Annotated in this window: 22 protein-coding genes and 1 pseudogene; 15 read left to right on the top strand and 8 right to left on the bottom strand. The window is 67.6% G+C overall.

Annotated features, from left to right (window positions below; genetic code table 11):
• Positions 1-137 precede the first annotated feature (137 nt).
• The 3 genes from WT16_RS06205 (at position 138) to hisC (ending at position 2,601) form a co-directional block, all read left to right on the top strand.
• Positions 138-752 carry a 50S ribosomal protein L25/general stress protein Ctc gene (locus WT16_RS06205; protein WP_015600789.1) on the top strand — a complete coding sequence of 205 codons (615 nt, stop codon included), beginning with the start codon at positions 138-140 and terminating at the stop codon, positions 750-752.
• A gap of 125 nt (positions 753-877) precedes the next feature.
• Entirely contained in the window at positions 878-1,483 is a 606-nt protein-coding gene (gene pth, locus WT16_RS06210) for an aminoacyl-tRNA hydrolase (protein WP_015602324.1), read from the top strand.
• A 50-nt stretch (positions 1,484-1,533) separates the two neighbouring features.
• On the top strand, positions 1,534-2,601 hold the full coding sequence (gene hisC, locus WT16_RS06215) for a histidinol-phosphate transaminase (RefSeq protein WP_063533069.1): 1,068 nt from the start codon (positions 1,534-1,536) through the stop codon (positions 2,599-2,601).
• Positions 2,602-2,650: 49 nt separating this feature from the next.
• Here the strand turns inward: hisC and WT16_RS06220 are convergent, their stop codons facing one another.
• From WT16_RS06220 to rsmD, 3 genes are all read right to left on the bottom strand, one after another.
• Positions 2,651-2,914 carry a YfhL family 4Fe-4S dicluster ferredoxin gene (locus WT16_RS06220; RefSeq protein ID WP_059932616.1) on the bottom strand — a complete coding sequence of 88 codons (264 nt, stop codon included), beginning with the start codon at positions 2,912-2,914 and terminating at the stop codon, positions 2,651-2,653.
• A 64-nt stretch (positions 2,915-2,978) separates the two neighbouring features.
• Complete coding sequence (gene coaD / locus WT16_RS06225) at positions 2,979-3,479, bottom strand: pantetheine-phosphate adenylyltransferase (protein WP_010676314.1); 501 nt, start codon at positions 3,477-3,479, stop codon at positions 2,979-2,981.
• Positions 3,480-3,591: 112 nt separating this feature from the next.
• Positions 3,592-4,218: a 16S rRNA (guanine(966)-N(2))-methyltransferase RsmD gene (rsmD, locus tag WT16_RS06230; RefSeq protein ID WP_063532903.1), complete on the bottom strand. Its 627-nt coding sequence runs from the start codon at positions 4,216-4,218 to the stop codon at positions 3,592-3,594.
• Between the two features lie 255 nt (positions 4,219-4,473).
• Here rsmD and ftsY point away from each other — a divergent pair, with 255 nt between their 5' ends.
• Positions 4,474-5,730, top strand: a complete 1,257-nt coding sequence (gene ftsY, locus WT16_RS06235) for a signal recognition particle-docking protein FtsY (protein ID WP_063532904.1) — start codon at positions 4,474-4,476, stop codon at positions 5,728-5,730.
• Positions 5,731-5,885: 155 nt separating this feature from the next.
• On the opposite strand, the gene maiA is transcribed toward ftsY, so the two are convergent.
• Positions 5,886-6,530 (bottom strand): maleylacetoacetate isomerase, encoded by a 645-nt coding sequence (gene maiA, locus WT16_RS06240; protein WP_010676309.1) that lies wholly within the window; start codon positions 6,528-6,530, stop codon positions 5,886-5,888.
• 385 nt (positions 6,531-6,915) lie between these two features.
• Here maiA and nirB point away from each other — a divergent pair, with 385 nt between their 5' ends.
• From nirB to ybiB, 4 genes are read left to right on the top strand one after another with little or no spacing between them, the layout of a single operon-like run.
• Positions 6,916-9,360, top strand: a complete 2,445-nt coding sequence (gene nirB, locus WT16_RS06245) for a nitrite reductase large subunit NirB (RefSeq protein WP_015602366.1) — start codon at positions 6,916-6,918, stop codon at positions 9,358-9,360.
• 55 nt (positions 9,361-9,415) lie between these two features.
• Positions 9,416-9,811, top strand: a complete 396-nt coding sequence (locus WT16_RS06250) for a nitrite reductase (NAD(P)H) small subunit (RefSeq protein ID WP_063532905.1) — start codon at positions 9,416-9,418, stop codon at positions 9,809-9,811.
• The gene (locus WT16_RS06255) at positions 9,808-12,663 is read left to right on the top strand and encodes a nitrate reductase (protein WP_063532906.1); all 2,856 of its coding nucleotides are present in this window, start codon (positions 9,808-9,810) and stop codon (positions 12,661-12,663) included. The genes WT16_RS06250 and WT16_RS06255 overlap by 4 nt, the downstream gene beginning before the upstream one ends.
• Positions 12,660-13,640 carry a DNA-binding protein YbiB gene (ybiB, locus tag WT16_RS06260; protein WP_010676304.1) on the top strand — a complete coding sequence of 327 codons (981 nt, stop codon included), beginning with the start codon at positions 12,660-12,662 and terminating at the stop codon, positions 13,638-13,640. Before WT16_RS06255 ends, ybiB begins: the two co-directional genes overlap by 4 nt.
• A gap of 491 nt (positions 13,641-14,131) precedes the next feature.
• Here the strand turns inward: ybiB and WT16_RS35545 are convergent, their stop codons facing one another.
• Positions 14,132-14,395 carry a hypothetical protein gene (locus tag WT16_RS35545; RefSeq protein ID WP_010676303.1) on the bottom strand — a complete coding sequence of 88 codons (264 nt, stop codon included), beginning with the start codon at positions 14,393-14,395 and terminating at the stop codon, positions 14,132-14,134.
• Between WT16_RS35545 and leuA the strand changes: the two genes are divergently transcribed.
• A complete protein-coding gene (gene leuA, locus WT16_RS06265; RefSeq protein WP_063532907.1) occupies positions 14,289-15,929 on the top strand; it encodes a 2-isopropylmalate synthase in 1,641 nt (546 codons plus the stop codon). The two genes, WT16_RS35545 and leuA, sit on opposite strands and share 107 nt — an antisense overlap.
• A 130-nt stretch (positions 15,930-16,059) precedes the next feature.
• Here leuA and WT16_RS06270 read toward each other — a convergent pair whose 3' ends face one another.
• Together WT16_RS06270 and WT16_RS06275 are read right to left on the bottom strand one after the other, a co-directional pair.
• A complete protein-coding gene (locus tag WT16_RS06270; RefSeq protein ID WP_010676302.1) occupies positions 16,060-16,446 on the bottom strand; it encodes a nuclear transport factor 2 family protein in 387 nt (128 codons plus the stop codon).
• A gap of 41 nt (positions 16,447-16,487) precedes the next feature.
• Positions 16,488-17,057, bottom strand: coding sequence for an acyloxyacyl hydrolase (locus WT16_RS06275; RefSeq protein ID WP_015601857.1), 570 nt, complete (start codon positions 17,055-17,057; stop codon positions 16,488-16,490).
• Positions 17,058-17,421: 364 nt separating this feature from the next.
• Here WT16_RS06275 and rpoH point away from each other — a divergent pair, with 364 nt between their 5' ends.
• From rpoH to cydX, 5 genes are all read left to right on the top strand, one after another.
• Positions 17,422-18,357, top strand: coding sequence for an RNA polymerase sigma factor RpoH (gene rpoH / locus WT16_RS06280; RefSeq protein ID WP_010676300.1), 936 nt, complete (start codon positions 17,422-17,424; stop codon positions 18,355-18,357).
• Positions 18,358-18,690: 333 nt separating this feature from the next.
• The gene (cydP, locus tag WT16_RS06285) at positions 18,691-18,975 is read left to right on the top strand and encodes a cytochrome oxidase putative small subunit CydP (RefSeq protein WP_006024467.1); all 285 of its coding nucleotides are present in this window, start codon (positions 18,691-18,693) and stop codon (positions 18,973-18,975) included.
• Complete coding sequence (locus tag WT16_RS06290; RefSeq protein WP_063532908.1) at positions 18,965-20,560, top strand: cytochrome ubiquinol oxidase subunit I; 1,596 nt, start codon at positions 18,965-18,967, stop codon at positions 20,558-20,560. The genes cydP and WT16_RS06290 overlap by 11 nt, the downstream gene beginning before the upstream one ends.
• Positions 20,561-20,597: 37 nt before the next feature.
• On the top strand, positions 20,598-21,734 hold the full coding sequence (cydB, locus tag WT16_RS06295) for a cytochrome d ubiquinol oxidase subunit II (protein ID WP_063532909.1): 1,137 nt from the start codon (positions 20,598-20,600) through the stop codon (positions 21,732-21,734).
• Between the two features lie 81 nt (positions 21,735-21,815).
• Positions 21,816-21,914: a cytochrome bd-I oxidase subunit CydX gene (gene cydX / locus WT16_RS06300; RefSeq protein WP_004550904.1), complete on the top strand. Its 99-nt coding sequence runs from the start codon at positions 21,816-21,818 to the stop codon at positions 21,912-21,914.
• Here cydX and WT16_RS06305 read toward each other — a convergent pair.
• On the bottom strand, positions 21,871-22,695 hold the full coding sequence (locus WT16_RS06305) for an oxidoreductase (protein WP_063532910.1): 825 nt from the start codon (positions 22,693-22,695) through the stop codon (positions 21,871-21,873). The two genes, cydX and WT16_RS06305, sit on opposite strands and share 44 nt — an antisense overlap.
• Here WT16_RS06305 and WT16_RS06310 point away from each other — a divergent pair.
• A pseudogene (locus WT16_RS06310) lies at positions 22,666-23,512 on the top strand (AraC family transcriptional regulator). The gene WT16_RS06305 and the pseudogene WT16_RS06310 overlap by 30 nt on opposite strands.
• Positions 23,513-23,653: the final 141 nt, after the last annotated feature.

Consider the following 23,653-nt stretch of genomic DNA (forward strand, 5'->3'; position numbering starts at 1 on the left):
GCAAAAAGCGAAGCGACGAGCTTCGCTTTTTGCACAATCGGCCGGGACCGACGAACCCCCGGCCATCGTTCGGGGGCCTCATGCTGTCGCGGGGCCCCGTTTTACTGCCTGGTCGCGGGCAGCACATGGAGAAACACATGAAAGTCGTCGCTTTCGAGCGCCAACAGCAAGGTACGGGTGCGAGCCGCCGCCTGCGCAACGCCGGTAAGACCACGGGTATCGTGTACGGCGGTGAAGCAGCCCCGCAAATGATCGAGCTCGATCACAACGCCCTGTGGCACGCGCTGAAGAAGGAAGCCTTCCACTCGTCGATCCTCGATCTCGAAGTGGCCGGCAAGTCGCAACGCGTCCTGCTGCGTGACGTGCAATACCATCCGTTCCGTCAGCTCGTGCTGCACGTGGACTTCCAGCGCATCGATCCGAAGAAGAAGCTGCACACGAAGGTGCCGCTGCACTTCCTGAACGCGGAAACGAGCCCGGCCGTGAAGCTGTCGAGCGCGGTCGTGTCGCACGTCGTGACGGAAATCGAAATCGAGTGCCTGCCGGCCGACCTGCCGGAATTCCTCGAAGTCGATCTGTCGAAGATCGAAGCGGGCCAATCGCTGCACGTGAAGGACATCGCGCTGCCGAACGGCGTCGCGCTGACCCCGCACGTCGACGCGGAAAACCCCGTGGTCGCCTTGGCGACGATCCCGGCTGGCGCCGTGTCGGAAGAAGCGGCTGCGGGCGAAGGCGAAACGCCGGCTGCCTGAGCGCCCTTCGGACCCGCCTTTCGAACCGTTTCGCACGACGGTCGACGAGACCCGCCGCGGCTTGCCCGGCGGGTTTTTTCATTTTGCAGCCCGCGAGGGCGAGCCCTGACGGGCAAGCATTCATCATGATCAAACTGATCGTCGGCCTCGGCAATCCCGGGGCGGAATACACGGCGACGCGCCACAACGCGGGCTTCTGGCTCGTCGACCAGCTCGCGCGCGAAGCCGGCGCGACGCTGCGCGACGAGCGGCGCTTCCACGGCTTGTACGCGAAGGCGCGCCTCTTCGGCGACGAAGTGCATCTGCTCGAGCCGCAGACGTACATGAACCGTTCCGGCCAATCGGTCGTCGCGCTCGCGCATTTCTTCAAGCTCCTGCCGAACGAAATCCTCGTCGCGCACGACGAGCTGGACTTGCCACCCGGCGCGGTCAAGCTGAAGCTCGGCGGCGGCAGCGGCGGCCACAACGGCCTGAAGGACATCTCCGCGCACCTGTCTTCGCAACAATACTGGCGGCTGCGGATCGGCATCGGCCATCCGCGCGACCTGATTCCCGAAAGCGCGCGCGCGGGCGCGAAGCCCGATGTCGCGAACTTCGTGCTGAAGCCGCCGCGCAAGGAAGAGCAGGACGTGATCGACGCCGCGATCGAGCGCGCGCTCGCCGTGATGCCGACCGTCGTCAAGGGCGAGACCGAGCGCGCGATGATGCAGTTGCATCGCAACGGCGCGTGAGCCGCGCGCATCGGTTAAGCTCGTCGTTTTACCGCATCAGGAGCCACGTGGTGAGCCGTTACTGGAGCGACATCGTCCATCAACTCGAGCCGTACGTGCCGGGCGAGCAGCCGGCGCTCGCGCATCCCGTCAAGCTGAACACGAACGAGAACCCGTATCCGCCGTCGCCGCGCGCGGTCGACGCGATCCGGCGCGAGCTCGGCGACACGGGCGAGGCGCTGCGCCGCTATCCCGACCCCGTCGCGCGCAAGCTGCGCGAAGCGGTTGCCGCCCACCACGGGATCGCGCCCGAGCAGGTGTTCGCCGGCAACGGCTCCGACGAAGTGCTGGCGCACGTGTTCCAGGCGCTCTTGCGGCACGACAGGCCGCTGCGCTTCCCGGACATCACGTACAGCTTCTATCCGACCTATGCGCGGCTCTATCGCGTCGAATACCAGACGGTGCCGCTCGCCGAGGATTTCTCGATCGTCGTCGACGACTATCTCGACGACGCCGGCTGCGTGCTGTTCCCGAATCCGAACGCGCCGACGGGCCGCGCGCTGCCGCTTGCCGACATCGAGCGGATCGTCGCCGCGAATCCGGGCTCGGTCGTCGTGATCGACGAGGCGTATGTCGACTTCGGCGCGGAATCGGCCGTGTCGCTGATCTCGCGCTACCCGAACCTGCTCGTCGTGCATACCGCGTCGAAGGCGCGCTCGCTCGCCGGCATGCGCGTCGGCTTCGCGTTCGGCGACCCCGCGCTGATCGACGCGCTCACGCGCGTGAAGGACAGCTTCAACTCGTACCCGCTCGACCGTCTCGCGCAGGTCGCGACGCAGGCGTCGTACGAGGACACCGCGTGGTTCGAGGCGACGCGCAAGCAGGTGATCGCGAGCCGGGAGCGGCTCGTCGCCGCACTCGCCGCGCTCGGCTTCGACATCGTGCCGTCGGCGGCGAATTTCGTGTTCGCGCGCCATCCTCGCCACGATGCGGCGACGCTTGCCACGCAACTGAAGCAGCGGGAGATTTTCGTGCGGCACTTCAAGCTGCCGCGGATCGACCAGCATTTGCGCATCACGGTCGGCACCGACGCCGAATGCGACGCGCTCGTCGCCGCGCTGCGCGAATTGCTCGCGTAACGGGCGGAGGGCGACGACCCAGCCGTCGCGCCGGCCGCCGCGCGGCGCGTCACGCGCCGTTCTTCTCCGCCGCGATCAGCGCGCGATACTTCGCCATCAACTGATCCTTCGTCTCGGGACGACCCGGGTCCCGCGGGATGCATTCGACCGGGCACACCTGCTGACACTGCGGTTCGTCGAAATGACCGACGCACTCGGTGCACTTGTCCGGATCGATCACATAGATTTCCGGGCCCATCGAAATCGCGCCGTTCGGGCACTCGGGCTCGCACACGTCGCAATTGATGCACTCGTCGGTAATCATCAAAGCCATACTGGTCTCACTTCCGCTGGCGCGCGGCCGGCCGCTCCGGGCCGCCTGCCGCGCGCGCGAGCGCTCACGCGGACGGCCCCTGGGCCATCGCGGCCACCTTCTCAGTCAGCCATTTCTCGACCGACGGGAACACGAACTTGCTGACGTCGCCGCCCAACTGCGCGATCTCGCGCACGATCGTGCCCGAGATGAACTGGTATTGGTCCGACGGCGTCATGAACATCGTCTCGACGTCGGGCAGCAGGTAGCGGTTCATCCCCGCCATCTGGAACTCGTACTCGAAGTCCGACACCGCGCGCAGGCCGCGCACGATCACGCGCGCGTTGTTCGCGCGCACGAAATCCTTCAAGAGGCCGGTAAAGCCCATCACCTTCACGTTCGGGTAATGGCCCAGCACCTCGTTCGCGATCTCCAGACGTTCCTCGAGCGAGAAGAACGGCTTCTTCGCACGGCTGTCGGCGACGCCGACAACCAGCGTATCAAAAATGCTCGACGCGCGCCGCACGAGATCCTCGTGGCCTCGCGTCAGCGGATCAAACGTACCTGGGTACACGGCGACTACCATGTCGCTCCTCCTGTCATCGAGCAATTGGGGTCACACGGCCATGCGCGTCATGCGCGGCCGCCGACATGGGCGCACGTCGCGACTGCACGCGGCGCCTCGTTTGGAACGCGCATTATTCATCATTTTCGCGTTGCAGCAAATGATAGTGGACGGCGCCCGCCTTGCCGCGCCGCGTCACCTGCCAGCCGGCGAGCGACGCATGCGCTGACGGATCGAGCAGCGCGCCCGTCTCGACGTACAGAAAGCCGCCCGGCGCGACGAGCTCCGGCGCGAGTTCGAGCGCGCGCGCGAACGCGGCCGCGTCGCCGAACGGCGGATCGACGAACACGACGTCGAACGAGCGCGGCGCGAGGCCCGCCGCGATGCGCAGCGCGTCGGCCTCCGCGACTTCGACCGCGCACGCGGCGAGCTTGTCCTTCAGCGCGCGCAGTTGCTGCGCGGCGCGCGGATGGCGCTCCACCATCACGACGCTCGCCGCGCCGCGCGACGCCGCTTCGAAGCCGAGCGCGCCGCTGCCCGCGAACAGGTCGAGGCAGCGCCGCCCTTCGAGATTCTGGCCGAGCCAGTTGAAGATCGTCTCGCGCACGCGGTCAGGCGTCGGACGCAGGCCGTCCAGGTCGAGCACCGGAAGCGGCGTGCGCTTCCAGTCGCCGCCGATGATGCGGATCGTGTGCGGCTTGCCGCGGCCGGCCGCTAGGGCTCGCTGCGCCTGCGGCCGCGCCGGAGAGGAACGGGACATGCGGAAGATTCGATACGGAAGCGTTGGAAACGGAATGAACCGGCTGAAACGGCGCGATGCGCCGCGATGACGCGCACGTTACCACAAGCGGCGCGCCCGCCATGCCGCCGCCGCACGGCGAAGCGCGAGCGCCTGATAAAATGCCGGGTTTGCAGCGCGCGAACCCGCCGCATGCGCGCCGCCGGGCTCTTTTGCACGGAGCCCGGCCGGCCGGCGCACCCGGTGCCGCGCCCCGCCTCTTCCGCAAGCGAAACCATGTTCAGCTTCTTCAAACGATTCAAGAAAGCGCCCGATGCCGCACCGGCCGAGCCGCAGCCAGCGCCCGACGCGCCGCAGGACGACGCCCGCGCGCCGGCCGCGCCCGAGGCCACGCGAGTCGACGCGCCCACCGCGCCGGTCGCGCGCGCCGAAACGCCGCCCGCCTCCGCCGCCGCCGCGGCGCCGGAATCGCCGGTCGGGCAGCCGCAGCCCTCCACAGCAGCAGCAGCAGCGGCTCGCGCGAGCGCCAAGCCCGCGCCGTCCGTCGTGATGACGGTCACGCCGTCGTCGAACGGCCGCAACGGCGTCGTCGAGACGGTCGAGATCGTGCCGCCGCCCGCGCCCGAGCCGGCCGCGAAGAAATCGTGGATTGCACGGCTGAAGTCCGGCCTCGCGAAGACGAGCTCGAGCATCACGAACGTGTTCGTCAACACGAAGATCGACGACGCACTCTACGAGGAACTCGAGACGGCGCTACTGATGTCCGACGCCGGCATCGACGCGACCGAGCATCTGCTCGGCGCGCTGCGCGAGAAGGTGCGCACGGGCCGCCTCACCGATCCGCAACAGGTGAAGGACGCGCTGCGCGGCCTGCTCGTCGATCTGCTGACGCCGCTCGAGAAGTCGCTCGTGCTCGGCCGCGCGCAGCCGCTCGTGATGATGATCGCGGGCGTGAATGGCGCGGGCAAGACGACGAGCATCGGCAAGCTCGCGAAGCATCTGCAGAGCTTCAATCAGTCGGTGCTGCTCGCCGCGGGCGACACGTTCCGCGCGGCCGCGCGCGAGCAGCTCGCGATCTGGGGCGAGCGCAACAACGTGACCGTCGTCCAGCAGGAAAGCGGCGATCCGGCCGCGGTGATCTTCGATGCGGTCAGCGCCGCGCGCGCGCGCAACATCGACGTGATGATGGCCGACACCGCGGGCCGCCTGCCGACGCAGTTGCATCTGATGGAAGAGCTCCGGAAGGTGAAGCGCGTGATCGGCAAGGCGCACGACGGCGCGCCGCACGAGGTGCTGCTCGTGATCGACGCGAACACCGGCCAGAACGCGCTCGCGCAGGTGAAGGCGTTCGACGACACGCTCGGCCTCACGGGCCTCATCGTCACGAAGCTCGACGGCACCGCGAAGGGAGGCATCCTCGCCGCGATCGCGCGTCAGCGGCCGATTCCCGTGTACTTCATCGGCGTCGGCGAGAAGGTCGAGGATCTGCAACCGTTCAGCGCGGAGGAATTCGCGGACGCGTTGCTCGGATAAGCCGGGCAGCCGATCCCTCTGGCGGGACGCAGCCGCCGCCGTGAAAAGGGGCGCCTTGCGCGAACCGCACGTCAACGTCGGGCCCGATGCCCGGCGTCTGGCGGCGCGGTTCGGCAAGGCGCCCGTTTTTCATCGGCGCGCCGCCGATGCCGCGCTCACTCGGCGTCCGGCTGCGCGGCGGGCGCGGCCGCCTTGAACGCGTCGAGCGTCATCGCATGATCGTGGATGCGCTGAATCGTCGGAAACCGCTCGAGGCCGATCGAGAAGCGCTGCGCGTTGAACACCTGCGGCACGACGCACAGATCGGCGAGCGTCGGCGCATCGCCGAAGCACAGCTTGCCCGCGCGCGGATCGCTCGACAGACGCGCTTCGAGCGACTTGAAGCCGTCCTCGATCCAGTGGCGATACCACGCGTCCTTCGCGTAGTCGTCAACCTGCAACGTGTGCTTCAGATACTTCAGCACGCGCAGGTTGTTCAGCGGATGAATCTCGCAGGCGACCTGCAGCGCGATCGCGCGCACGTAAGCGCGGTCGACGGGCGCCTTCGGCAACAGCGGCACATCCGGATACGCTTCGTCGAGGTATTCGACGATCGCGAGCGACTGCTGCAGCGGCGAATCGCCGTCGATGAGCGTCGGCACGAGCGCGTCGGGGTTGAGCGCGCGATAGTCGTCCGTCAGTTGCTGGCCGCCGTCGCGCAGCAGATGCACGGGCACGTAATCGAACGGCAGCTTCTTCAGATGCAGCGCGATGCGCACGCGAAACGCCGCCGAACTGCGGAAATAGCTATATAGCTTCATCAATGTCCCTCCATCTCTCGATCGTCGATCTTCTCGCCGGCGCTCGGGCGCGACGGGCGGCGCGCGCCGCGAAGCCGCCGGGCGGGCGTTCGAGCGCTTCGTCACGCCGAACGCCGCGGCAACGGCCGCAAGTGTAACGCGGCGCGCCGGTTCGCGCGGCCGATCCGGCGGCACTTTGCTGGTGCGCAACTGCGGCAATGCACGCTTCGCGTGCGAAATGGCGCATCGGCCGTGTGCCGGCGCACCACGCGCGCGCGCACGATTGCCGCGCGATCGGCCGGCCGCCTTCTAAATAGCGGCCAAATAAAAAGTGGCATGGCAATTGCTGTTTTCCGTCCATCGAACATGGGCCCCCACGACAAGCGGCCCGGTCAGGAGATCCCCGATGCGGAAGATGAAGCTGGTGATGGTCGGCAACGGCATGGCCGGAGTGCGCACGCTCGAAGAGTTGCTCAAGCTCGCGCCCGATTTGTACGACGTGACGGTATTCGGCGCCGAACCGCATCCGAACTACAACCGGATCCTGCTGTCTCCCGTGCTCGCGGGCGAGCAGACGCTCGAGCAGATCGTCCTCAACGATTACGCGTGGTACGAATCGCACGGCATCACGCTCCACGTCGGCAAGCAGATCGTGAAGATCGATCGCGTGAAGCGCATCGTGATCGCCGAGGACGGCACCGAGGCCGCGTACGACCGGCTGCTGCTCGCGACCGGCTCGACTCCGTTCATGCTGCCGATTCCGGGCGCGGATCTCGACGGCGTGCTCGGCTATCGCGACATCGCGGACACGCAGGCGATGATCGACGCCGCCGCGCGGCACACGCACGCGGTCGTGATCGGCGGCGGCCTGCTCGGCCTCGAGGCGGCGAACGGCCTGAAGCTGCGCGGGATGAGCGTGACGGTCGTGCACCTCGCGCCGACGCTGCTCGAGCGCCAGCTCGACGCGAAGGCGGGCGGCCTGCTGCGCGCGTCGCTGGAGGCGCGCGGCCTGACATTTCTGATGCCGAAGGAAACGCAGGCGCTCGTCGGCGACGACAGCGGCCGCGTGCGCGCGGTGCGCTTCAAGGATGGTGAGGAATGCAAGGCCGATCTCGTCGTGATGGCGGTCGGCATTCGCCCGAACACGGCGCTCGCCGAAAGCGCGGGCCTCTATTGCAACCGCGGGATCGTCGTGAGCGACACGATGCAGACCTACGATCCGCGCATCTACGCGGTCGGCGAATGCGTGAGCCATCGCGGCATCGCGTACGGCCTCGTCGCGCCGCTCTTCGAGCAGGCGAAGGTCGCGGCGAACCATCTCGCGCAATTCGGCATCGGCCGCTACACGGGCTCGGTGACGTCGACGAAACTCAAGGTCACGGGCATCGATCTGTTCTCCGCGGGCGACTTCCTCGGCGGCGGCGACACGGAGGACATCACGCTGTCCGATCCGATCGCGGGCGTCTACAAGAAGCTCGTGATCAAGGACGACAAGATCGTCGGCGCCTGCCTGTACGGCGACACGGCGGACGGCGCGTGGTACTTCAAGCTGCTGCGCGAGGGCCGCAACATCGCCGACATCCGCGACACGCTGATGTTCGGCGAGACGGGCCTCGGCGACACCGGCCACAGCGGCGAGACGCGCGCGATGGCGATGGCCGACGACGCCGAGGTGTGCGGCTGCAACGGCGTGTGCAAGGGCACGATCGTCACGGCGATCAAGGAGAAAGGCCTCTTCACGCTCGACGACGTGCGCAAGCACACGAAGGCGTCCGCGTCGTGCGGCTCGTGCACGGGCCTCGTCGAGCAGATCCTGATGTCGACGCTGGGCGGCGACTACTCGGCGTCGCCGAAGGCGAAGCCCGTATGCGGCTGCACCGATCATACGCATGCCGAAGTACGCACGGCGATCCGCGAGCACAAGCTGCTGTCGGTGCCGGACGCGATGCGCTTTCTCGAATGGCGCACGCCGAACGGCTGCTCGAGCTGCCGCCCGGCGCTCAACTACTACTGCATCAGCACGTGGCCGCACGACGCGAAGGACGATCCGCAGTCGCGCTTCATCAACGAGCGCGCGCACGCGAACATCCAGAAGGACGGCACGTATTCGGTCGTGCCGCGGATGTGGGGCGGCGTGACGAGCGCCGGCGAGCTGCGCCGCATCGCCGACGTCGTCGACAAATACGCGATCCCGACCGTCAAGGTGACGGGCGGCCAGCGCATCGATCTGCTCGGCGTGAAGAAGGAGGATCTACCCGGCGTGTGGCGCGACCTCGGCATGCCGAGCGGCCACGCGTATGCGAAGGCGCTGCGCACTGTGAAGACCTGCGTCGGCTCCGAATGGTGCCGCTTCGGCACGCAGGATTCGACGCTGATGGGCCAGCAGCTCGAGCGCGCGCTGTGGCGGATGTACGCGCCGCACAAGGTGAAGCTCGCGGTGTCCGGCTGCCCGCGCAACTGCGCGGAATCGGGGATCAAGGACGTCGGCGTGATCGGCGTCGATTCGGGCTGGGAGATCTACGTCGGCGGCAACGGCGGAATCAAGACCGAGGTCGCGCAGTTCTTCTGCAAGGTGAAGACGCACGAAGAAGTGCTCGAATACGCGGGCGCGTTCCTGCAACTGTATCGCGAGGAAGGCTGGTATCTCGAGCGCACCGTGCACTACCTCGAGCGCGTCGGCCTCGACCACGTGAAGGCGCGCGTGCTAGACGACGCCGGGAACCGCCGCGCGCTGTGGGAGCGGCTGCAGTTCGCGCTGAAGGACGAGCCGGACCCGTGGCACGACACGCAGGACGCGCAGGTCGATCTGCGCCAGTTCATCCCGATCGCGGTGGCCCCCGCCGATGCGTGATGCGCCGCGCATCGCGCCGCCCACGAGCCCCGTCAATCAGCCAGGAATTCGAATCATGTCCGCCACGCAACCCGAATGGATCGCCGTCTGCCAACTGGACGACATCCCGCCGCTCGGCGCACGCGTTCTCACGCGGGCCGCCGGCGCGCCGATCGCCCTCTTTCGCACCGCGAGCGACGCGGTGTTCGCGCTCCTCGATCGCTGCCCGCACAAGGGCGGCCCGCTGTCGCAGGGAATCGTCCACGGCGAGCAGGTCACGTGTCCGCTGCACGGCTTCAATGTCGCGTTCGCGAGCGGCTGCGCGCTGCCGCCCGACGATGGCTGCACGACCGTCTTCAGCGTGAAGCGCGACGGCGGCGCGGTGCTGCTCGCGCGCACCGAGCTCGCGACGCTCGGCGTCGACGATGCGTCGCAGCCGGCGCCGCTCGCATCGCCGGACGCCGCCACATGACGGTCGACACGCCCGCGCAGCCCATCGCGCAACACACGCCCGGCGCCGTGCGCGAAACGCGTTCGACGTGCTGCTATTGCGGCGTCGGCTGCGGCGTCGTGATCGAAACCCGGTGCGACGCGAACGGCCGCGACACGATCGTCGGCGTGCGCGGCGATTCCGACCACCCGGCGAACTTCGGGCGCCTGTGCTCGAAAGGCAGCACGCTGCATCTGACGGCCACGCCCGAGCGCTACGCGCAGACGCGCGCGACGCATCCGGAGCTGCGCGCATCGCGCGACGCGGCACGCACGCGCGTGCCGTGGAACGACGCGCTCGATCACGTCGCGCGGCGCCTCGCGCGCATCGTCGAGCAGCACGGGCCCGACGCGGTCGGCTTCTACATCTCCGGCCAACTGCTGACCGAGGACTACTACGTCTTCAACAAGCTCGCGAAGGGGCTCGTCGGCACGAACAACATCGATTCGAACTCGCGGCTCTGCATGAGCTCGGCCGTCGTCGGCTACAAGAGGACGCTCGGCGCCGACGCGCCGCCGTGCAGCTACGAAGACCTCGATCACGCGGGCACCGTGCTGATCGCGGGCGCGAACCCCGCTTACGCGCATCCGATCCTTTACCGGCGGCTGGAGGCGGCGCGCGCGCGCAATCCGCAGATGAAGGTGATCGTCGCCGATCCGCGCCGCACCGATTCGGCGAGCGACGCGACGCTGCATCTCGCGCTGCAGCCCGGCACCGACACGATGCTGTTCAACGCGATGCTGCACGTGCTGATCTGGGACGGCGCGCTCGATTCCGCATTCATCGCCGCGCACACGCAGGGCTTCGACGCGCTGCGCGATGCGGTGCGCGACGCGACGCCCGCCGCGGCCGCGCAAGTGTGCGGGCTGCGCGCGGACGACGTCGTGCAGGCCGCGCGCTGGTTCGGCGCGGGGCCGTCGCTGTCGCTGTATTGCCAGGGGCTCAATCAGTCGGCGACCGGCACGACGAAGAACGTCGCGCTCGTCAACCTGCATCTCGCGACAGGCCAGATCGGCAAGCCCGGCGCGGGGCCGTTCTCGCTGACGGGCCAGCCGAACGCGATGGGCGGCCGCGAGGTGGGCGGCATGGCGACGCTCGCGTCCGCGCACCGCGATCTCGCGAACCCGGCCGATCGCGCCGAGATCGCCGGCCTCTGGGGCGTGCCCGATCTGCCTGCGAAGCCGGGCTTGACCGCGGTCGAGATGTTCGAGCAGCTCGCCGAAGGCGCGCTGAAAGCGATCTGGATCGTCTGCACGAACCCCGCGCATTCGATTCCGGGCCAGGCGGTCGCGCGCGCGGGGCTCGAGCGCGCGGAATTCGTCGTGCTGCAGGACGCGTATGCGCACACGGGCACCGCGCCGTACGCGGACGTGCTGCTGCCCGCGGCGACGTGGGGCGAGAAGGAAGGCACGGTGACGAACTCCGAGCGGCGGATCTCGCGCGTGCGCGCGGCGACGCAGCCGTACGGCGACGCGCGCGCCGACTGGCGGATCGCGGCGGACGTCGGCCGCCGGCTCGAAGCGCGGCTCGCGCCCGGCCGCCCGACGCTCTTTCCGTACGAAGACGCCGAAGCGATATGGAACGAGCACCGCGCGACGACGATCGGCCGCGACTGCGACATCGGCGGGCTGTCATGGCCGCTCCTCGCGCGCGACGGCCCGCAGCAATGGCCGTTTCCGGCGGGCGCCGTGCAGGGCCTCGCGCGCCTGTACGCCGACGGGCGCTTTCCGACCGGCGACGGCCGCGCGCGCTTCGTGCCGACGCCGTATCACCCTGTCGCCGAGGCCGTCGACGCGCGCTACCGCTTCGCGCTGACGACAGGCCGCCTGCGCGACCAGTGGCACGGCGGCAGCCGCACGGGCTCGGTTGCGAAGCTGTTCGCCCACGCGCCGCAGCCGTGCGTCGAGCTCAATCCCAGCGACTGCGCGCGGCTCGAACTCGGCCCGCACGATTTCGTCCACCTGACGTCGCGGCGCGGCAGCGCGCTCCTGCCCGCACGCGCCGACGACGCGGTCGTCCCCGGCCAGGCGTTCGCGCCGATGCACTGGGGCGACGAATACGTGTCGGGCGTCGCGGGCAACCGCGCGGCAATGGGCATCAACGCGCTGACGACGCCGGCGCGCGACCCGTATTCGCAGCAGCCGGAACTCAAGCACGCGGCGATCAAGCTGCTGAAGGCCGATCTGCCGTGGCGCTGGCTGATCGCCGCGCGCGTGCCGGCGGGCGAGCTGCTCGCGCGCCAGCGGGCCGCGCGCGCGTTCTTCGCGCGCTTTCCGTATGCGAGCTGCGTGCCGTTCGGCACCGACGCGTACGCGGGCCTCGCATGGCGCGTCGCCGCGTACGAGCCCGCGCCCGCCGAGCTGCAGCGCGAAATCGAAGCGCTTTTCGAATTGCCCGCGCAGGCGGCCGACGTGATGAGCTACGGCGACGCGCGGCGCGGCGCCGGCCGGCGCGTGCGGATCGTCGACGGCGCGCTCGTCGCGTTCTCCGTCGCCGGCGCGGCGGGCACGACCGAGGACGGCGCGGCCGTGCTGCGCGAGTACGTCGACAGCGGCGCGAGCGTCGGCGCGCTCGGCCGCCTGCTGCTGTTCGCCGGCCGCGTGCCGCTGCAGGCAGCGCCTGCGCGCGGCCGCACGATCTGCAACTGCGTCGGCGTGGGCGAGCGCGAGATCGGCGCGGTGCTGGCGGCCGACGCGCCGTCCGCGGCGCCCGGCGAGCGGCTCGCGAACTTGCAAGAACGGCTCAAATGCGGTACTCAGTGTGGTTCCTGCATACCCGAGCTGCGCCGCCTGATCGCCGAAACCGCGACGGCCGCGGCCCCTTCCCCTCGATGACCGAATCCGACGCCAACGCCAGCCAGCAGCCCGACCACTTTTCCTGCGCCCGCTTGATCAAGGAAATCGGGCGCGGACCCAACGGCGCACGCGCGCTGCCGTACGACGACGCGTTCGCGCTGTTCCGCGCGATGCTCGACGCCCGCGTGTCCGACATCGAGCTGGGCGCGGTGCTGATCGCATACCGGCTCAAAGGCGAGACGGCCGCCGAGCTCGCGGCGATGCTCGCCGCCGCGCACGCGTCGTTCGAGCCGCTGCACGTGCAGGACGCGATGTTCCGCACCGTGTCGATCCCGAGCTACAACGGCGCGCGCAGGCAGCCGAACCTTGTGCCGCTCCTCGCGCTGCTGCTCGCGCGCGAAGGCGTGCCGGTGCTCGTGCACGGCGTGGCGGAGGACCCGGGCCGCGTGACGAGCGCAGAGATTTTCACCGAGCTGTCGATTGCGCCCGGCGGCACGCATGACGAGATCGAGGACACGCTCGCCGAGCGCCGCGTCGCGTTCGCGCCGATCGACGTGCTCGCGCCGAAGCTCGCGCGGCTGATCGCGTTGCGGCGCGTGCTCGGCGTGCGCAATTCGACGCACACGATCGTCAAGCTGCTGCAGCCGTTCGAGCCCGCCGGGCTGCGGCTCGTTAACTACACGCATCCGCCGTATCGCGACAGCCTCGTCGAGCTGTTTCGCGATCATCCGGCGGCCGCGGCAGGCGGCGCGCTGCTCGCGCGCGGCACCGAAGGCGAGGCGGTGGCCGATACGCGCCGTCAGGTGCAGGTCGACTGGCTGCACGACGGGCTCTGCGAGACCGTCGTCGAACCGGCGCGCTCGTCGTCCGACGCGCCGCCCGTCGAGCTGCCCGCGTCGCGCGACGCCGCGACGACGGCCGCATGGACCGATTCCGTGATGCGCGGCGAAATTCCGATTCCGGACGCGGTCGCGATGCAGGTCGACACGATCGTGCGGCTCGCGCGGATCGCGTGAGCGCGTGCCTCTCGATGCGTCGCCGAGACGCGTGGCGGCGCGGGCGACGGGTTCGCGCGAGCTGTTCGCGCGTGGCGGCGAATGCCGGCGAACGCGTGCGCGAGCGTCCGCATCGCTCGCCCGACACGCGCCGCGCGGCTTCAGCATTCAGCCGACGCCGCGCGCTTCGGCGCGCTGATCAGCACGCTGTTCGACACGCCTGACGCGAAGACGGTCGCGCCCGCTGACGCGGGCCGGGCGGGTGGCGAACGCCGCGCCGCCGACCGAATGCCCGGACCGAATGCCCGACCGAATGTCCCGACGATTGACAGCCGCGGACGACTTCGCATAGAGTTGCCCTCATGCGTTCCTTCCAGAACACCCTCCGAATTACCTCCGGCCGCCTAGCGCGGCCGCTATCGCTACGACTAGCGTAAAGCTGTCGTGGCGCCGCGCCGTCCCGGTGCGGTCCCTCCCCTAGCAGTTCCTCGCAGTTTCTTTCTCGCAGTTTTTTACAACCCGTAGTCGTCAGCTTTCGTTCGTCGATCCGACGGGCGAACCGCGAAGATTCCGCGTCGTCGTGCCATCGGGCATGCACGTGCGCAGGCGGCGCCCACCGGCGCGTCATGCCGTCTGTCTTCGCTCGCGACTTGACCGCCCGAGGCAAAGATGAAGCGCAACCCCGCCGACAAATACCGACCGTTCGAACCCGTTCGCATCAACGGACGCCGATGGCCGAGCCGCACGATCGAGCATGCGCCGATCTGGATGAGCACCGATCTGCGCGACGGCAACCAGTCGCTGATCGAGCCGATGACGATCGGGCAAAAGCTCGAATTCTTCGAGATGCTCGTCGCGATCGGCTTCAAGGAAATCGAAGTCGGTTTTCCGTCGGCGTCGCAAACCGACTTCGATTTCGTGCGCAAGCTGATCGTCGAGCAGCGCGTTCCCGACGACGTGACGATCGAAGTGCTCGTGCAGTCGCGCGAAGACCTGATCGCGCGCACGTTCGACGCGCTCGAAGGCGCGCCGCGCGCGATCGTCCACCTGTACAACGCGATCTGCCCGTCGTTCCGGCGGATCGTGTTCGGGATGTCGAAGGACGACGTGAAGGCGCTCGCGGTCGACGGCGCGCGGATCATCAAGGCGCACACGCAGGCGCGCCCCGGCACGCACTGGACGTTCCAGTATTCGCCCGAGACGTTCAGCATGACCGAGCTGCCGTTCGCGCGCGAGGTCTGCGACGCGGTCGCGCAGACGTGGCGGCCGACGCGCGATCACAAGATGATCGTGAACCTGCCCGCCACCGTCGAGGCCGCGACGCCGAACGTGTTCGCCGACCAGATCGAATGGATGGACCGCAACCTCGGCTATCGCGACAGCATCGTGCTGTCCGTGCATCCGCACAACGATCGCGGCACCGCGGTCGCGGCGGCCGAGCTCGCGCTGCTCGCGGGCGCGGACCGCGTCGAAGGGTGCCTGTTCGGCAACGGCGAGCGCACGGGCAACGTCGATCTCGTCACGCTCGCGCTGAACCTGTACACGCAGGGGATCGATCCGGGCCTCGATTTCTCCGACATCGACGCGGTGCGCCGCGTCGTCGAGCGCTGCAACCAGATTCCCGTGCATCCGCGCCATCCTTACGCGGGCGATCTCGTGTTCACCGCGTTCTCCGGCTCGCATCAGGACGCGATCCGCAAGGGCCTCGCGCAGCAGCGCCCCGACGCGGTCTGGGACGTGCCCTACCTGCCGATCGATCCCGCCGACGTCGGCCGCAGCTACGACGCGGTGATCCGCGTGAACAGCCAGTCCGGCAAGGGCGGCGCGACGTACCTGCTCGAGCGCGGGATGGGCTTCTCGCCGCCGCGTCGCGTGCAGATCGAATTCAGCCACGCGGTGCAGGCGCTCGCCGACACGTCCGGCGAGGAAGTGACGGCCGACGCCATTTGCGCGCTCTTCACGCGCGAATATCTGCAGACGATGGGCCCGGCCGCGCGCGCGGGCGCATCGGCGAGCTGGCATGACCGCGAGGTCGTGCTCGCGCAGGCCGACGACGCGCCGGGCGCGGCGCGGCAAGCCGCGGCCTCGTTCGCCTCGGCGGCGGGCGTCGCGATCGACGTCGTGTCGTGCGAAGTCGAGCGCACCGCGAACGGCGACGCTGTCGTGTTCGTCGGCGCGAAGGTCGGCGACGCCGCGCTGCGCCACGGCGCGGGCGTGCATCCCGATCCGGTCGCGGCCGCGACGGACGCGCTCGTGAGCGCGCTCAACCGCTCGGCCTGGAGCCGCGACAAGCGGCGCGCCGCGGCCTGACGCGGCGAATTCGACGACAGACGAAAAGACACGCGAGCAGCGGCCAAGCGCCCCGACGAGGGGCCGGAAAAGCAGGCGGCCATCACGGGCGAAGGCGCGCTTCGCGCCCTGGGCCGCTTCACCCTGTAACCTAGCCGTCAGTCGCGCAACGCGTCGCCTGCCATGCGAGGAGGCGCCAGTGGCCGCTCTCCTGCGTCTGAACGGCGGTGTAGGCGATCGGGAACACGAGGCCGCCGTTGTTCGTCTCCATCTCGATCAGCGCGCGGCCCGCGACGACATACGTGGCGTCGCCGACGGGCAACACCTCCTGCGACTGGATCTCGATCTGCCGGTAGCGGCGGCGCCCCGCGGTGATCGCATCGATGAACTGCTGCTTGGTCTCGCGCTTGCCGTTGGTGTGCACGTAGCAAACCTTGTCGGACAACAGCGCGTCGAGCGCCTCGCCGTCGCCGTCGACCATCGCCCGAAACCGGTCGCGCTCGAGCGCGCGAATCGCATCGATCCCCTTCGCCACCATCGCCATACTCCTCGACTGCATGCACGCGTCCGGCGCGCCGATCAGAAGTTGTATTGCACGTAGAGCTGGCTGAAATTTATACCAGGATTCGGGTCTTTGATACCCGCGTTCGATACGTGCTGGAAACGAAGACCCGCCTGATACTGCTGACGATTGCCGAATTGCGCGCCAACGCCGACCATGTCGGCGAACTGGAACGACGTCGACATCGAGTAGTTCTGCGAAATCGTCGGATGCGACAGGAAGCGCACGCCTGCGCCCGCCTCGATGAACGGCCGCACGTAGCCTGCGCTCTTGATGAACCGGATCACGGGCGTCGCGCCGACTTCCCAGACGCTGTCGTTGATCGCGCGATCGCCCGTATAGCGCCAGTACGACAAGTGCCCTTCGGCGACGAACGCGAAATGCCAGCCACCGATTTCCCACCAGGTCCAGTTCGGATCCCAGACGACGGCGATGTCGCCCTTCTTCATGTCGTGATCGGCCACGCCGCCGCCGAGTTGCAGGCCCCAGCGCTGCGCAAACGCAGAGCCGCAAGCGCCGACGAGCGCCAAGACCAGCGCGGTCTGCGCAATGGCCCGCCCCACCCGACCGCCGTTCTTATCGTTCATCTCATACTCCAACTTCTCTGGTTGAATAGAGCCTCGGCACAATCGACATGCCGTGCTCGAGCGAACAGCATCTTATGGTAAAGGACTTTTCCGATCGGCATCGTCTGACGAAATGGTTTTCTTCCGAATTGACAAGAATCAGGAACCTTTACCCGAAATGCCCGTAAAACAAACACTTACGGAACCATTGCGGGAAATGGGGCGCCAGCAATGGCTATCGGCCTCCAAAAATCGATAGCAAAATGGGAACTCCGGTGCCCCTGTTCCTTCTAAGGATTAGCACTCCAGTAGACGGAGTGCTAAGATTCATCGAGGAATCGCCCCGGCAAAGGGGCTCGTCCCTGATTCCAAAGGAGTTTTCTACGTGAGCAACGCATTGACCCTTCCGAACACTCTGCGCCCGGCGTCCGCTAAGGCCGCATCGGCAGGCTCGCTGGCGCTCGCATCCTATTCGATGCTGCCCGGCCAGTTGGGCAACATCGACGCCTATATCCAGGCCGTGAACCGGGTTCCGCTGCTGACGGCAGAGGAAGAGCGCCAATACGCGACCGAATACCGCGAGCAAAACAATCTCGACGCCGCGCGCCAGCTCGTGCTGTCGCACCTGCGGCTCGTCGTGTCGGTCGCGCGCAACTATCTCGGCTACGGCCTGCCGCACGGCGACCTGATCCAGGAAGGCAACATTGGCCTGATGAAGGCGGTCAAGCGTTTCGATCCCGCTCAGAACGTGCGCCTCGTGTCGTACGCGATCCATTGGATCAAGGCCGAGATTCACGAGTACATCCTGCGCAACTGGCGCATGGTCAAGGTGGCGACGACGAAGGCGCAGCGCAAGCTGTTCTTCAACCTGCGCAGCCACAAGAAGGGCACGCAGGCGTTCACGCCGGAGGAAATCGACGGCCTCGCGCAGGAGCTGAACGTCAAGCGCGAGGAAGTGGCCGAGATGGAAACCCGCCTGTCGGGCGGCGACATCGCGCTCGAAGGCCAGATCGACGACGGCGAGGAATCGTACGCGCCGATCGCCTATCTCGCCGATTCGCACAACGAGCCGACCGCCGTGCTCGCCGCGCGGCAGCGCGACATGCTGCAGACGGACGGTATCGCGCGCGCGCTGGAATCGCTCGACGCGCGCAGCCGCCGGATCATCGAGGCGCGCTGGCTGAACGTCGACGACGACGGCTCGGGCGGCTCGACGCTGCACGATCTCGCGGCCGAGTTCGGCGTGTCGGCGGAACGCATCCGCCAGATCGAGGCGAGCGCGATGAAAAAGATGCGCACGGCGCTCGCCGCGTACGCATAACGCCCGAACGTGCGGCCCGCCCGGGCCGCGCCGAAGCGAAACAGCCCGCTGTCGCAGGACAGCGGGCTTTTTTGTGCGCCGCGAAGCCGTGCGCGCTGCTTGCATGCTTGATCAACGTTATGAAAAATTTCATCCGACGCATCGCGAATCGCGCAAGCCTTGAGCAAGCGCAAGATTTCGCAATCGCTTCGCGACGGTGTGCCGCAGCGCGGCACTAAGGGTTTTCCGGGGCGCCTCCTACAATGGGGGGGACCGGCCAGCAAATGCTGCACGTGCACGAAGCACGTCGCGAGACCGGCCCAGTTTTGCGCTTATCGCTTCATCCCGGACATCATGGCTTTGACTTTCATCAACAAGAAGGCGTCGCCCGACGGCGCGCCGCCCGCCCGTCCGGCGGGCTGGCGCGGCCGGGTCGCCGCCTGGGCGCGCGGCCCCACTCTCGCGCGCGACATCTCGATCGTGCTGGCGTTCAAGCTCATCCTGCTCGTCGCGCTCAAGTACGCATTCTTCAACCATCCGCAGGCAGAGCACATGTCATTGCCGCCTGCCGTCGTCGCCGCGCAATTGCTGTCGGCAACGCCATCCGCACCCTCTGAGGGAGACCGCCATGATAAGTAGCGAAGTCGTCGATCTGTCGCGTCTGCAGTTCGGCATCACAGCGCTCTACCATTTCCTGTTCGTTCCGCTGACGCTCGGCATGTCCTGGCTGCTCGTCATCATGGAAGCCGTCTATGTGATGACGGGCAAGCAGGTCTACAAGGACATGACCCAGTTCTGGGGCAAGCTCTTCGGGATCAACTTCGCGATGGGCGTGACCACGGGGATCACGCTCGAATTCCAGTTCGGCACGAACTGGTCGTACTACTCGCACTACGTCGGCGACATCTTCGGCGTGCCGCTCGCCGTCGAAGGGCTGATGGCGTTCTTCCTCGAATCGACGTTCGTCGGCCTGTTCTTCTTCGGCTGGAACCGTCTGTCGAAGGTCCAGCACCTTGTCGTCACGTTCCTCGTCGCGCTCGGCTCGAACCTGTCCGCGCTGTGGATCCTCGTCGCGAACGGCTGGATGAACAATCCGGTCGGCGCCGAGTTCAACTACCAGACGATGCGCATGGAGCTCGCGAACCTGTTCGACGTGCTCTTCAACCCGGTCGCGCAGGTGAAGTTCGTGCACACGGTGTCGGCGGGCTACGTGACGGCCTCGATGTTCGTGCTCGGCGTGTCCGCGTGGTATCTGCTGAAAAAGCGCGACACCGACTTCGCGCTGCGCTCGTTCGCGGTTGCCGCGGGCTTCGGCCTCGCGTCGACGCTCTGCGTGATCGTGCTCGGCGACGAATCGGGCTACACGACGGGCGAAGTGCAGAAGATGAAGCTCGCTGCGATCGAATCCGAATGGGAAACGCAGCCCGCGCCTGCGTCGTTCACGCTGATCGGCCTGCCGAACCAAGAGGCGGAGCGCACCGATTACGCGATCAAGATCCCGTATGCGCTCGGCCTCATCGTGACGCGCTCGATCAGCGAGCCGGTGGTCGGCCTGCGCGATCTCGCGAAGCGCAGCGAAGAGCACATCCAGAGCGGGATGATCGCGTACGGCGCACTGCAGAAGCTGAAGGCGGGCGATACGAGCGCCGAGACGAAGGCGACGTTCGATCAGCACAAGCAGTATCTCGGCTACGGCCTGATGCTCAAGCAGTTCACGCAGAACGTGACCGACGCGACGCCGGATCAGATCAAGGCCGCGGCAAAGCAGACGATCCCGCCCGTCGCGCCCGTGTTCTTCTCGTTCCGGATCATGGTGTTCCTCGGCTTCCTGTTCCTCGCGACCTTCATCGCCGCGTTCTGGTTCTGCGCGCGCCGCCAGTTGCTGCAGGACAACCGCCGCTGGTTCCTGCGCTATGCGGTGTGGGCGATTCCGCTGCCGTGGCTCGCCGCCGAATTCGGCTGGGTCGTCGCCGAACTGGGCCGCCAGCCGTGGACGATCGCGGGCATTCTGCCGACGCATCTGTCCGCGTCGAGCCTCACGGCCACCGATCTGTACCTGAGCCTCGCGGGCTTCATCCTGTTCTACACGACGCTCTTCATCATCGAGATCACGCTGATGTTCAAGTACGCGCGGCTCGGCCCGTCGTCGCTGCACACCGGCCGCTATCACCACGAACAGGCCGGGCGGCCGCTCGAGAAGGCCGTCGCCGGCACGGTCGCGTGACGGCCCCGGCACCCTCGAATTCGCACAAGGAATCGCCATGGACTATGCAACTCTGAAAGTGATCTGGTGGCTGCTCGTCGGGATACTGCTCGTCGGCTTCGCGCTGACGGACGGCTTCGACATGGGCGTGGCCGCGCTCCTGCCGTTCCTCGGCAAGACCGACGACGAGCGCCGCATCATCGTCAACACGGTCGGCGCGACCTGGGAAGGCAACCAGGTCTGGCTCATCACCGCGGGCGGCGCGATGTTCGCCGCGTGGCCGCTCGTCTATGCGGCGTCGTTCTCGGGCTTCTACTTCGCGATGCTGCTCGTGCTGTTCGCGCTGTTCTTCCGGCCCGTCGGCTTCGACTACCGCAGCAAGCGCGACGATCCGCGCTGGCGCACGAGCTGGGACTGGGCGCTCTTCGCAGGCGGCTTCGTGCCCGCGCTCGTGTTCGGCGTCGCGTTCGGCAACCTGCTGCAAGGCGTGCCGTTTGCGTTCGACACCGACATGCGCGTCACCTATCACGGCAGCTTCTGGGCGCTGCTCAATCCGTTCGCGCTGCTCTGCGGGCTCGTGAGCCTGACGATGCTCGTCGCGCACGGCGCCGCGTTCGTCAAGATGAAAACCGACGGCACGATCGCAAAGCGCGCGTCGATCGCGCTGCGCGTGTCGTCGCTCGTCGCCGTGGTGCTGTTCGTGCTCGCGGGCGCGCTGATCGCTTCGTTCATCGACGGCTTCCAGATCACGCAGGCGGCCCCCGTCGATACCGTCGCGAATCCGCTCCTCAAGCAGGTTTCCGCGGCGCCGGGCATCTGGCTCGTGAACTACGGCCTGTATCCGTGGATGATCGCCGCGCCCGTCGTCGGCATCGCGGGCGGCGTGCTCGCGATGCTGCTCGCCGGCTCGAAGCGCGAGAAGACCGCATTCATCTGCACGGGCCTGATGATCACCGGCGTGATTCTGACGGCGGGCTTCTCGATGTTCCCGTTCATCATGCCGTCGTCGCTCGATCCGAAGAGCAGCCTGACGGTCTGGGATTCGACGTCGAGCCAGTTGACGCTCGAAGTGATGCTCGCCGCGGTGATCGTGTTCCTGCCGATCGTCCTGCTCTACACCGGCTGGGTGTATCGCGTGCTGCGCGGCAAGGTGACGCCGAGCGCGCTCGAGGAAAACCGGCACTCGATGTATTGATGTCCGGCCGGCCGCCGCGTGCGCCGCACCGCGAGGCCGGCCCTTTCGCACGATTTTCGCAAGTTTCGAAGGAGTCGGATCATGTGGTACTTCAGTTGGATTCTCGGCATCGGCGTCGCGCTCGCGTTCGGCATCATCAATGCGATGTGGCTCGAAGCGCGGCAGAAGCGCGACGCGTAGCGCCTGGCGCGTGGTGCGCCGAGAGCGGCTTGCGTCGTGTCGTGCCAGGTGCGCGCGACGCGATGTGGCGCGGCGGCGGATGGTGCGGGCAATCGCCGCGCGTTCGTTCCCAATACGGCCCCCGCCTTTCGCGGGGGTTTTTCTTTGATGCCTCGCGGATTTCCGCGGGATAGCCGTTTGCGATTCGCTTTCGATGCGGGCGGGAGAGGCTCGAGCGGCCGGCCCAGTCGGTGCGGAACGACCCCGGCGCCACGGCCGTCACGGCGATGCCGAAAGGCTGGACCTCCTTGCCCAAGGCTTCGGAAGGGCCTTCGAGCGCGAACTTGCTTGCGCAGTAATACGCGATTCCCGGCATGGTGATATGGCCGCCCATCGACGTGATGTTCAGAATGCGCCCACGCCGGCGGTCGCGCATGAAGGGCAATACGGCCTTCATCATCGCGGCCGCGCTGAAGACGTTTACGTCGAACTGTCGACGCATCTCCGACAAAGGCGATTCTTCCATGATGCCCTCGTGGCCATAGCCGGCATTGTTGACCAGCACGTCGATAGGTCCCACGTCCGCTTCGATCGCCGACACGACGCCGTCGATGGCGTCGAAGTCAGTCACATCGAGGACGCGTCCAAATGCGGCATGCGCGGACAGCGACGCGAAATCGCGCAATGCCTGCCCGCTTCTCACGGTACCGACCACCCTGTGGCCGACCGCCAGCGCTTCCTGCGCGAGCGCCCGGCCGAAGCCGCTGCTGACATGAGAAGCACCCGCGCAACCCCGCGCCATCCCGAACTGTCGCCGCGAAGCCGGAAGCGCATGGTCTCTCTGCTGCTCAGCCTGGCGCCGGACGAGGGCTACAACTTGACGGCGCTGCCGAGCGTGCGCGTCCTGCGTTCGAACCGGGCGTTGTCGCGCACGCCGGTTCTGTACGATCCCGGGATCGTGATCGTTTGCCAGGGCCGCAAGCGCGGTTACTTCGGTGACCAGCTCTATCTGTACGACGAGCGCCACTATCTGGCATGCGCGCCGAAGCGCATGGAAGCGCCCCGCAGCATGACCTCCACGCCGATGGATGATGCGATGCAAACGTCGATGTTGCGCTTTCTCGAAGCCATGCATCGGCCGCTCGAAGCCGCCGTGTTGGGCCAAGGGTTGCTGCGCGAACTGTACTTTCGCGTGCTGACCGGGGCCCAGGGCGGCTCGATGCGCGAGGCTCTGGCGATGCGAGGGCAGTTCGGCAGAATAGGCCGATCGCTACGCCTCATCCACGCCGCCTATGCGCAGCCGCTCGACGTGCCCCGGCTTGCTGAGGAAGCGGGGGAGCATTCCGAGCTTTCACAGCCACTTCAAGGCGATCACGCAGGTCTCACCGATGCAATACGTGAAGTCGACGCGTCTGCATCAGGCTCGACTGCTGATGTTGCGTCACGACCTGACCGCCGAGGCGGCGGGCCACGCCGTGGGTTATACGAGCGCGTCCCAGTTCACGAGGGAGTTCAAGCGACTCTTTGGCCTGACACCCACCGCGGAGGCGAAACGCATGCGCGAGAGCTTCGCCATTCCCGAGGCGTTCGACGGCGCGACGTATGTGTCGTCGCACTAAGCTTCGCGCGTCTCTTTCGGCGTCTCTTTCGTCGAGCGTGTCATCGGGCAACACGCTTGCGCTCGGCGCTCGGCGTTGGCCGTGCGCTTCGGCCAGCGACGATTTCGTCCCGGCTGGCGATCGCGCCGGCGCGATGCGTTC

Origin of the sequence: Burkholderia sp. MSMB1589WGS (assembly GCF_001636105.1) — a bacterium.
Classification (GTDB): domain Bacteria; phylum Pseudomonadota; class Gammaproteobacteria; order Burkholderiales; family Burkholderiaceae; genus Burkholderia; species Burkholderia humptydooensis.

Coding starts and splice junctions, on each gene's coding strand:
- pth (WP_015602324.1), top strand. CDS start 878: ATGATCAAACTGATCGTCGGCCTCGGCAATCCCGGGGCGGAATACACG.
- WT16_RS06290 (WP_063532908.1), top strand. CDS start 18,965: ATGATAAGTAGCGAAGTCGTCGATCTGTCGCGTCTGCAGTTCGGCATC.
- cydB (WP_063532909.1), top strand. CDS start 20,598: ATGGACTATGCAACTCTGAAAGTGATCTGGTGGCTGCTCGTCGGGATA.
- leuA (WP_063532907.1), top strand. CDS start 14,289: ATGAAGCGCAACCCCGCCGACAAATACCGACCGTTCGAACCCGTTCGC.
- rsmD (WP_063532903.1), bottom strand. CDS start 4,218: ATGTCCCGTTCCTCTCCGGCGCGGCCGCAGGCGCAGCGAGCCCTAGCG.
- cydX (WP_004550904.1), top strand. CDS start 21,816: ATGTGGTACTTCAGTTGGATTCTCGGCATCGGCGTCGCGCTCGCGTTC.
- ftsY (WP_063532904.1), top strand. CDS start 4,474: ATGTTCAGCTTCTTCAAACGATTCAAGAAAGCGCCCGATGCCGCACCG.
- WT16_RS06220 (WP_059932616.1), bottom strand. CDS start 2,914: ATGGCTTTGATGATTACCGACGAGTGCATCAATTGCGACGTGTGCGAG.
- WT16_RS06250 (WP_063532905.1), top strand. CDS start 9,416: ATGTCCGCCACGCAACCCGAATGGATCGCCGTCTGCCAACTGGACGAC.
- WT16_RS06275 (WP_015601857.1), bottom strand. CDS start 17,057: ATGAACGATAAGAACGGCGGTCGGGTGGGGCGGGCCATTGCGCAGACC.
- maiA (WP_010676309.1), bottom strand. CDS start 6,530: ATGAAGCTATATAGCTATTTCCGCAGTTCGGCGGCGTTTCGCGTGCGC.
- WT16_RS06270 (WP_010676302.1), bottom strand. CDS start 16,446: ATGGTGGCGAAGGGGATCGATGCGATTCGCGCGCTCGAGCGCGACCGG.
- WT16_RS06255 (WP_063532906.1), top strand. CDS start 9,808: ATGACGGTCGACACGCCCGCGCAGCCCATCGCGCAACACACGCCCGGC.
- coaD (WP_010676314.1), bottom strand. CDS start 3,479: ATGGTAGTCGCCGTGTACCCAGGTACGTTTGATCCGCTGACGCGAGGC.
- nirB (WP_015602366.1), top strand. CDS start 6,916: ATGCGGAAGATGAAGCTGGTGATGGTCGGCAACGGCATGGCCGGAGTG.
- WT16_RS06305 (WP_063532910.1), bottom strand. CDS start 22,695: ATGGCGCGGGGTTGCGCGGGTGCTTCTCATGTCAGCAGCGGCTTCGGC.
- ybiB (WP_010676304.1), top strand. CDS start 12,660: ATGACCGAATCCGACGCCAACGCCAGCCAGCAGCCCGACCACTTTTCC.
- cydP (WP_006024467.1), top strand. CDS start 18,691: ATGGCTTTGACTTTCATCAACAAGAAGGCGTCGCCCGACGGCGCGCCG.
- WT16_RS06205 (WP_015600789.1), top strand. CDS start 138: ATGAAAGTCGTCGCTTTCGAGCGCCAACAGCAAGGTACGGGTGCGAGC.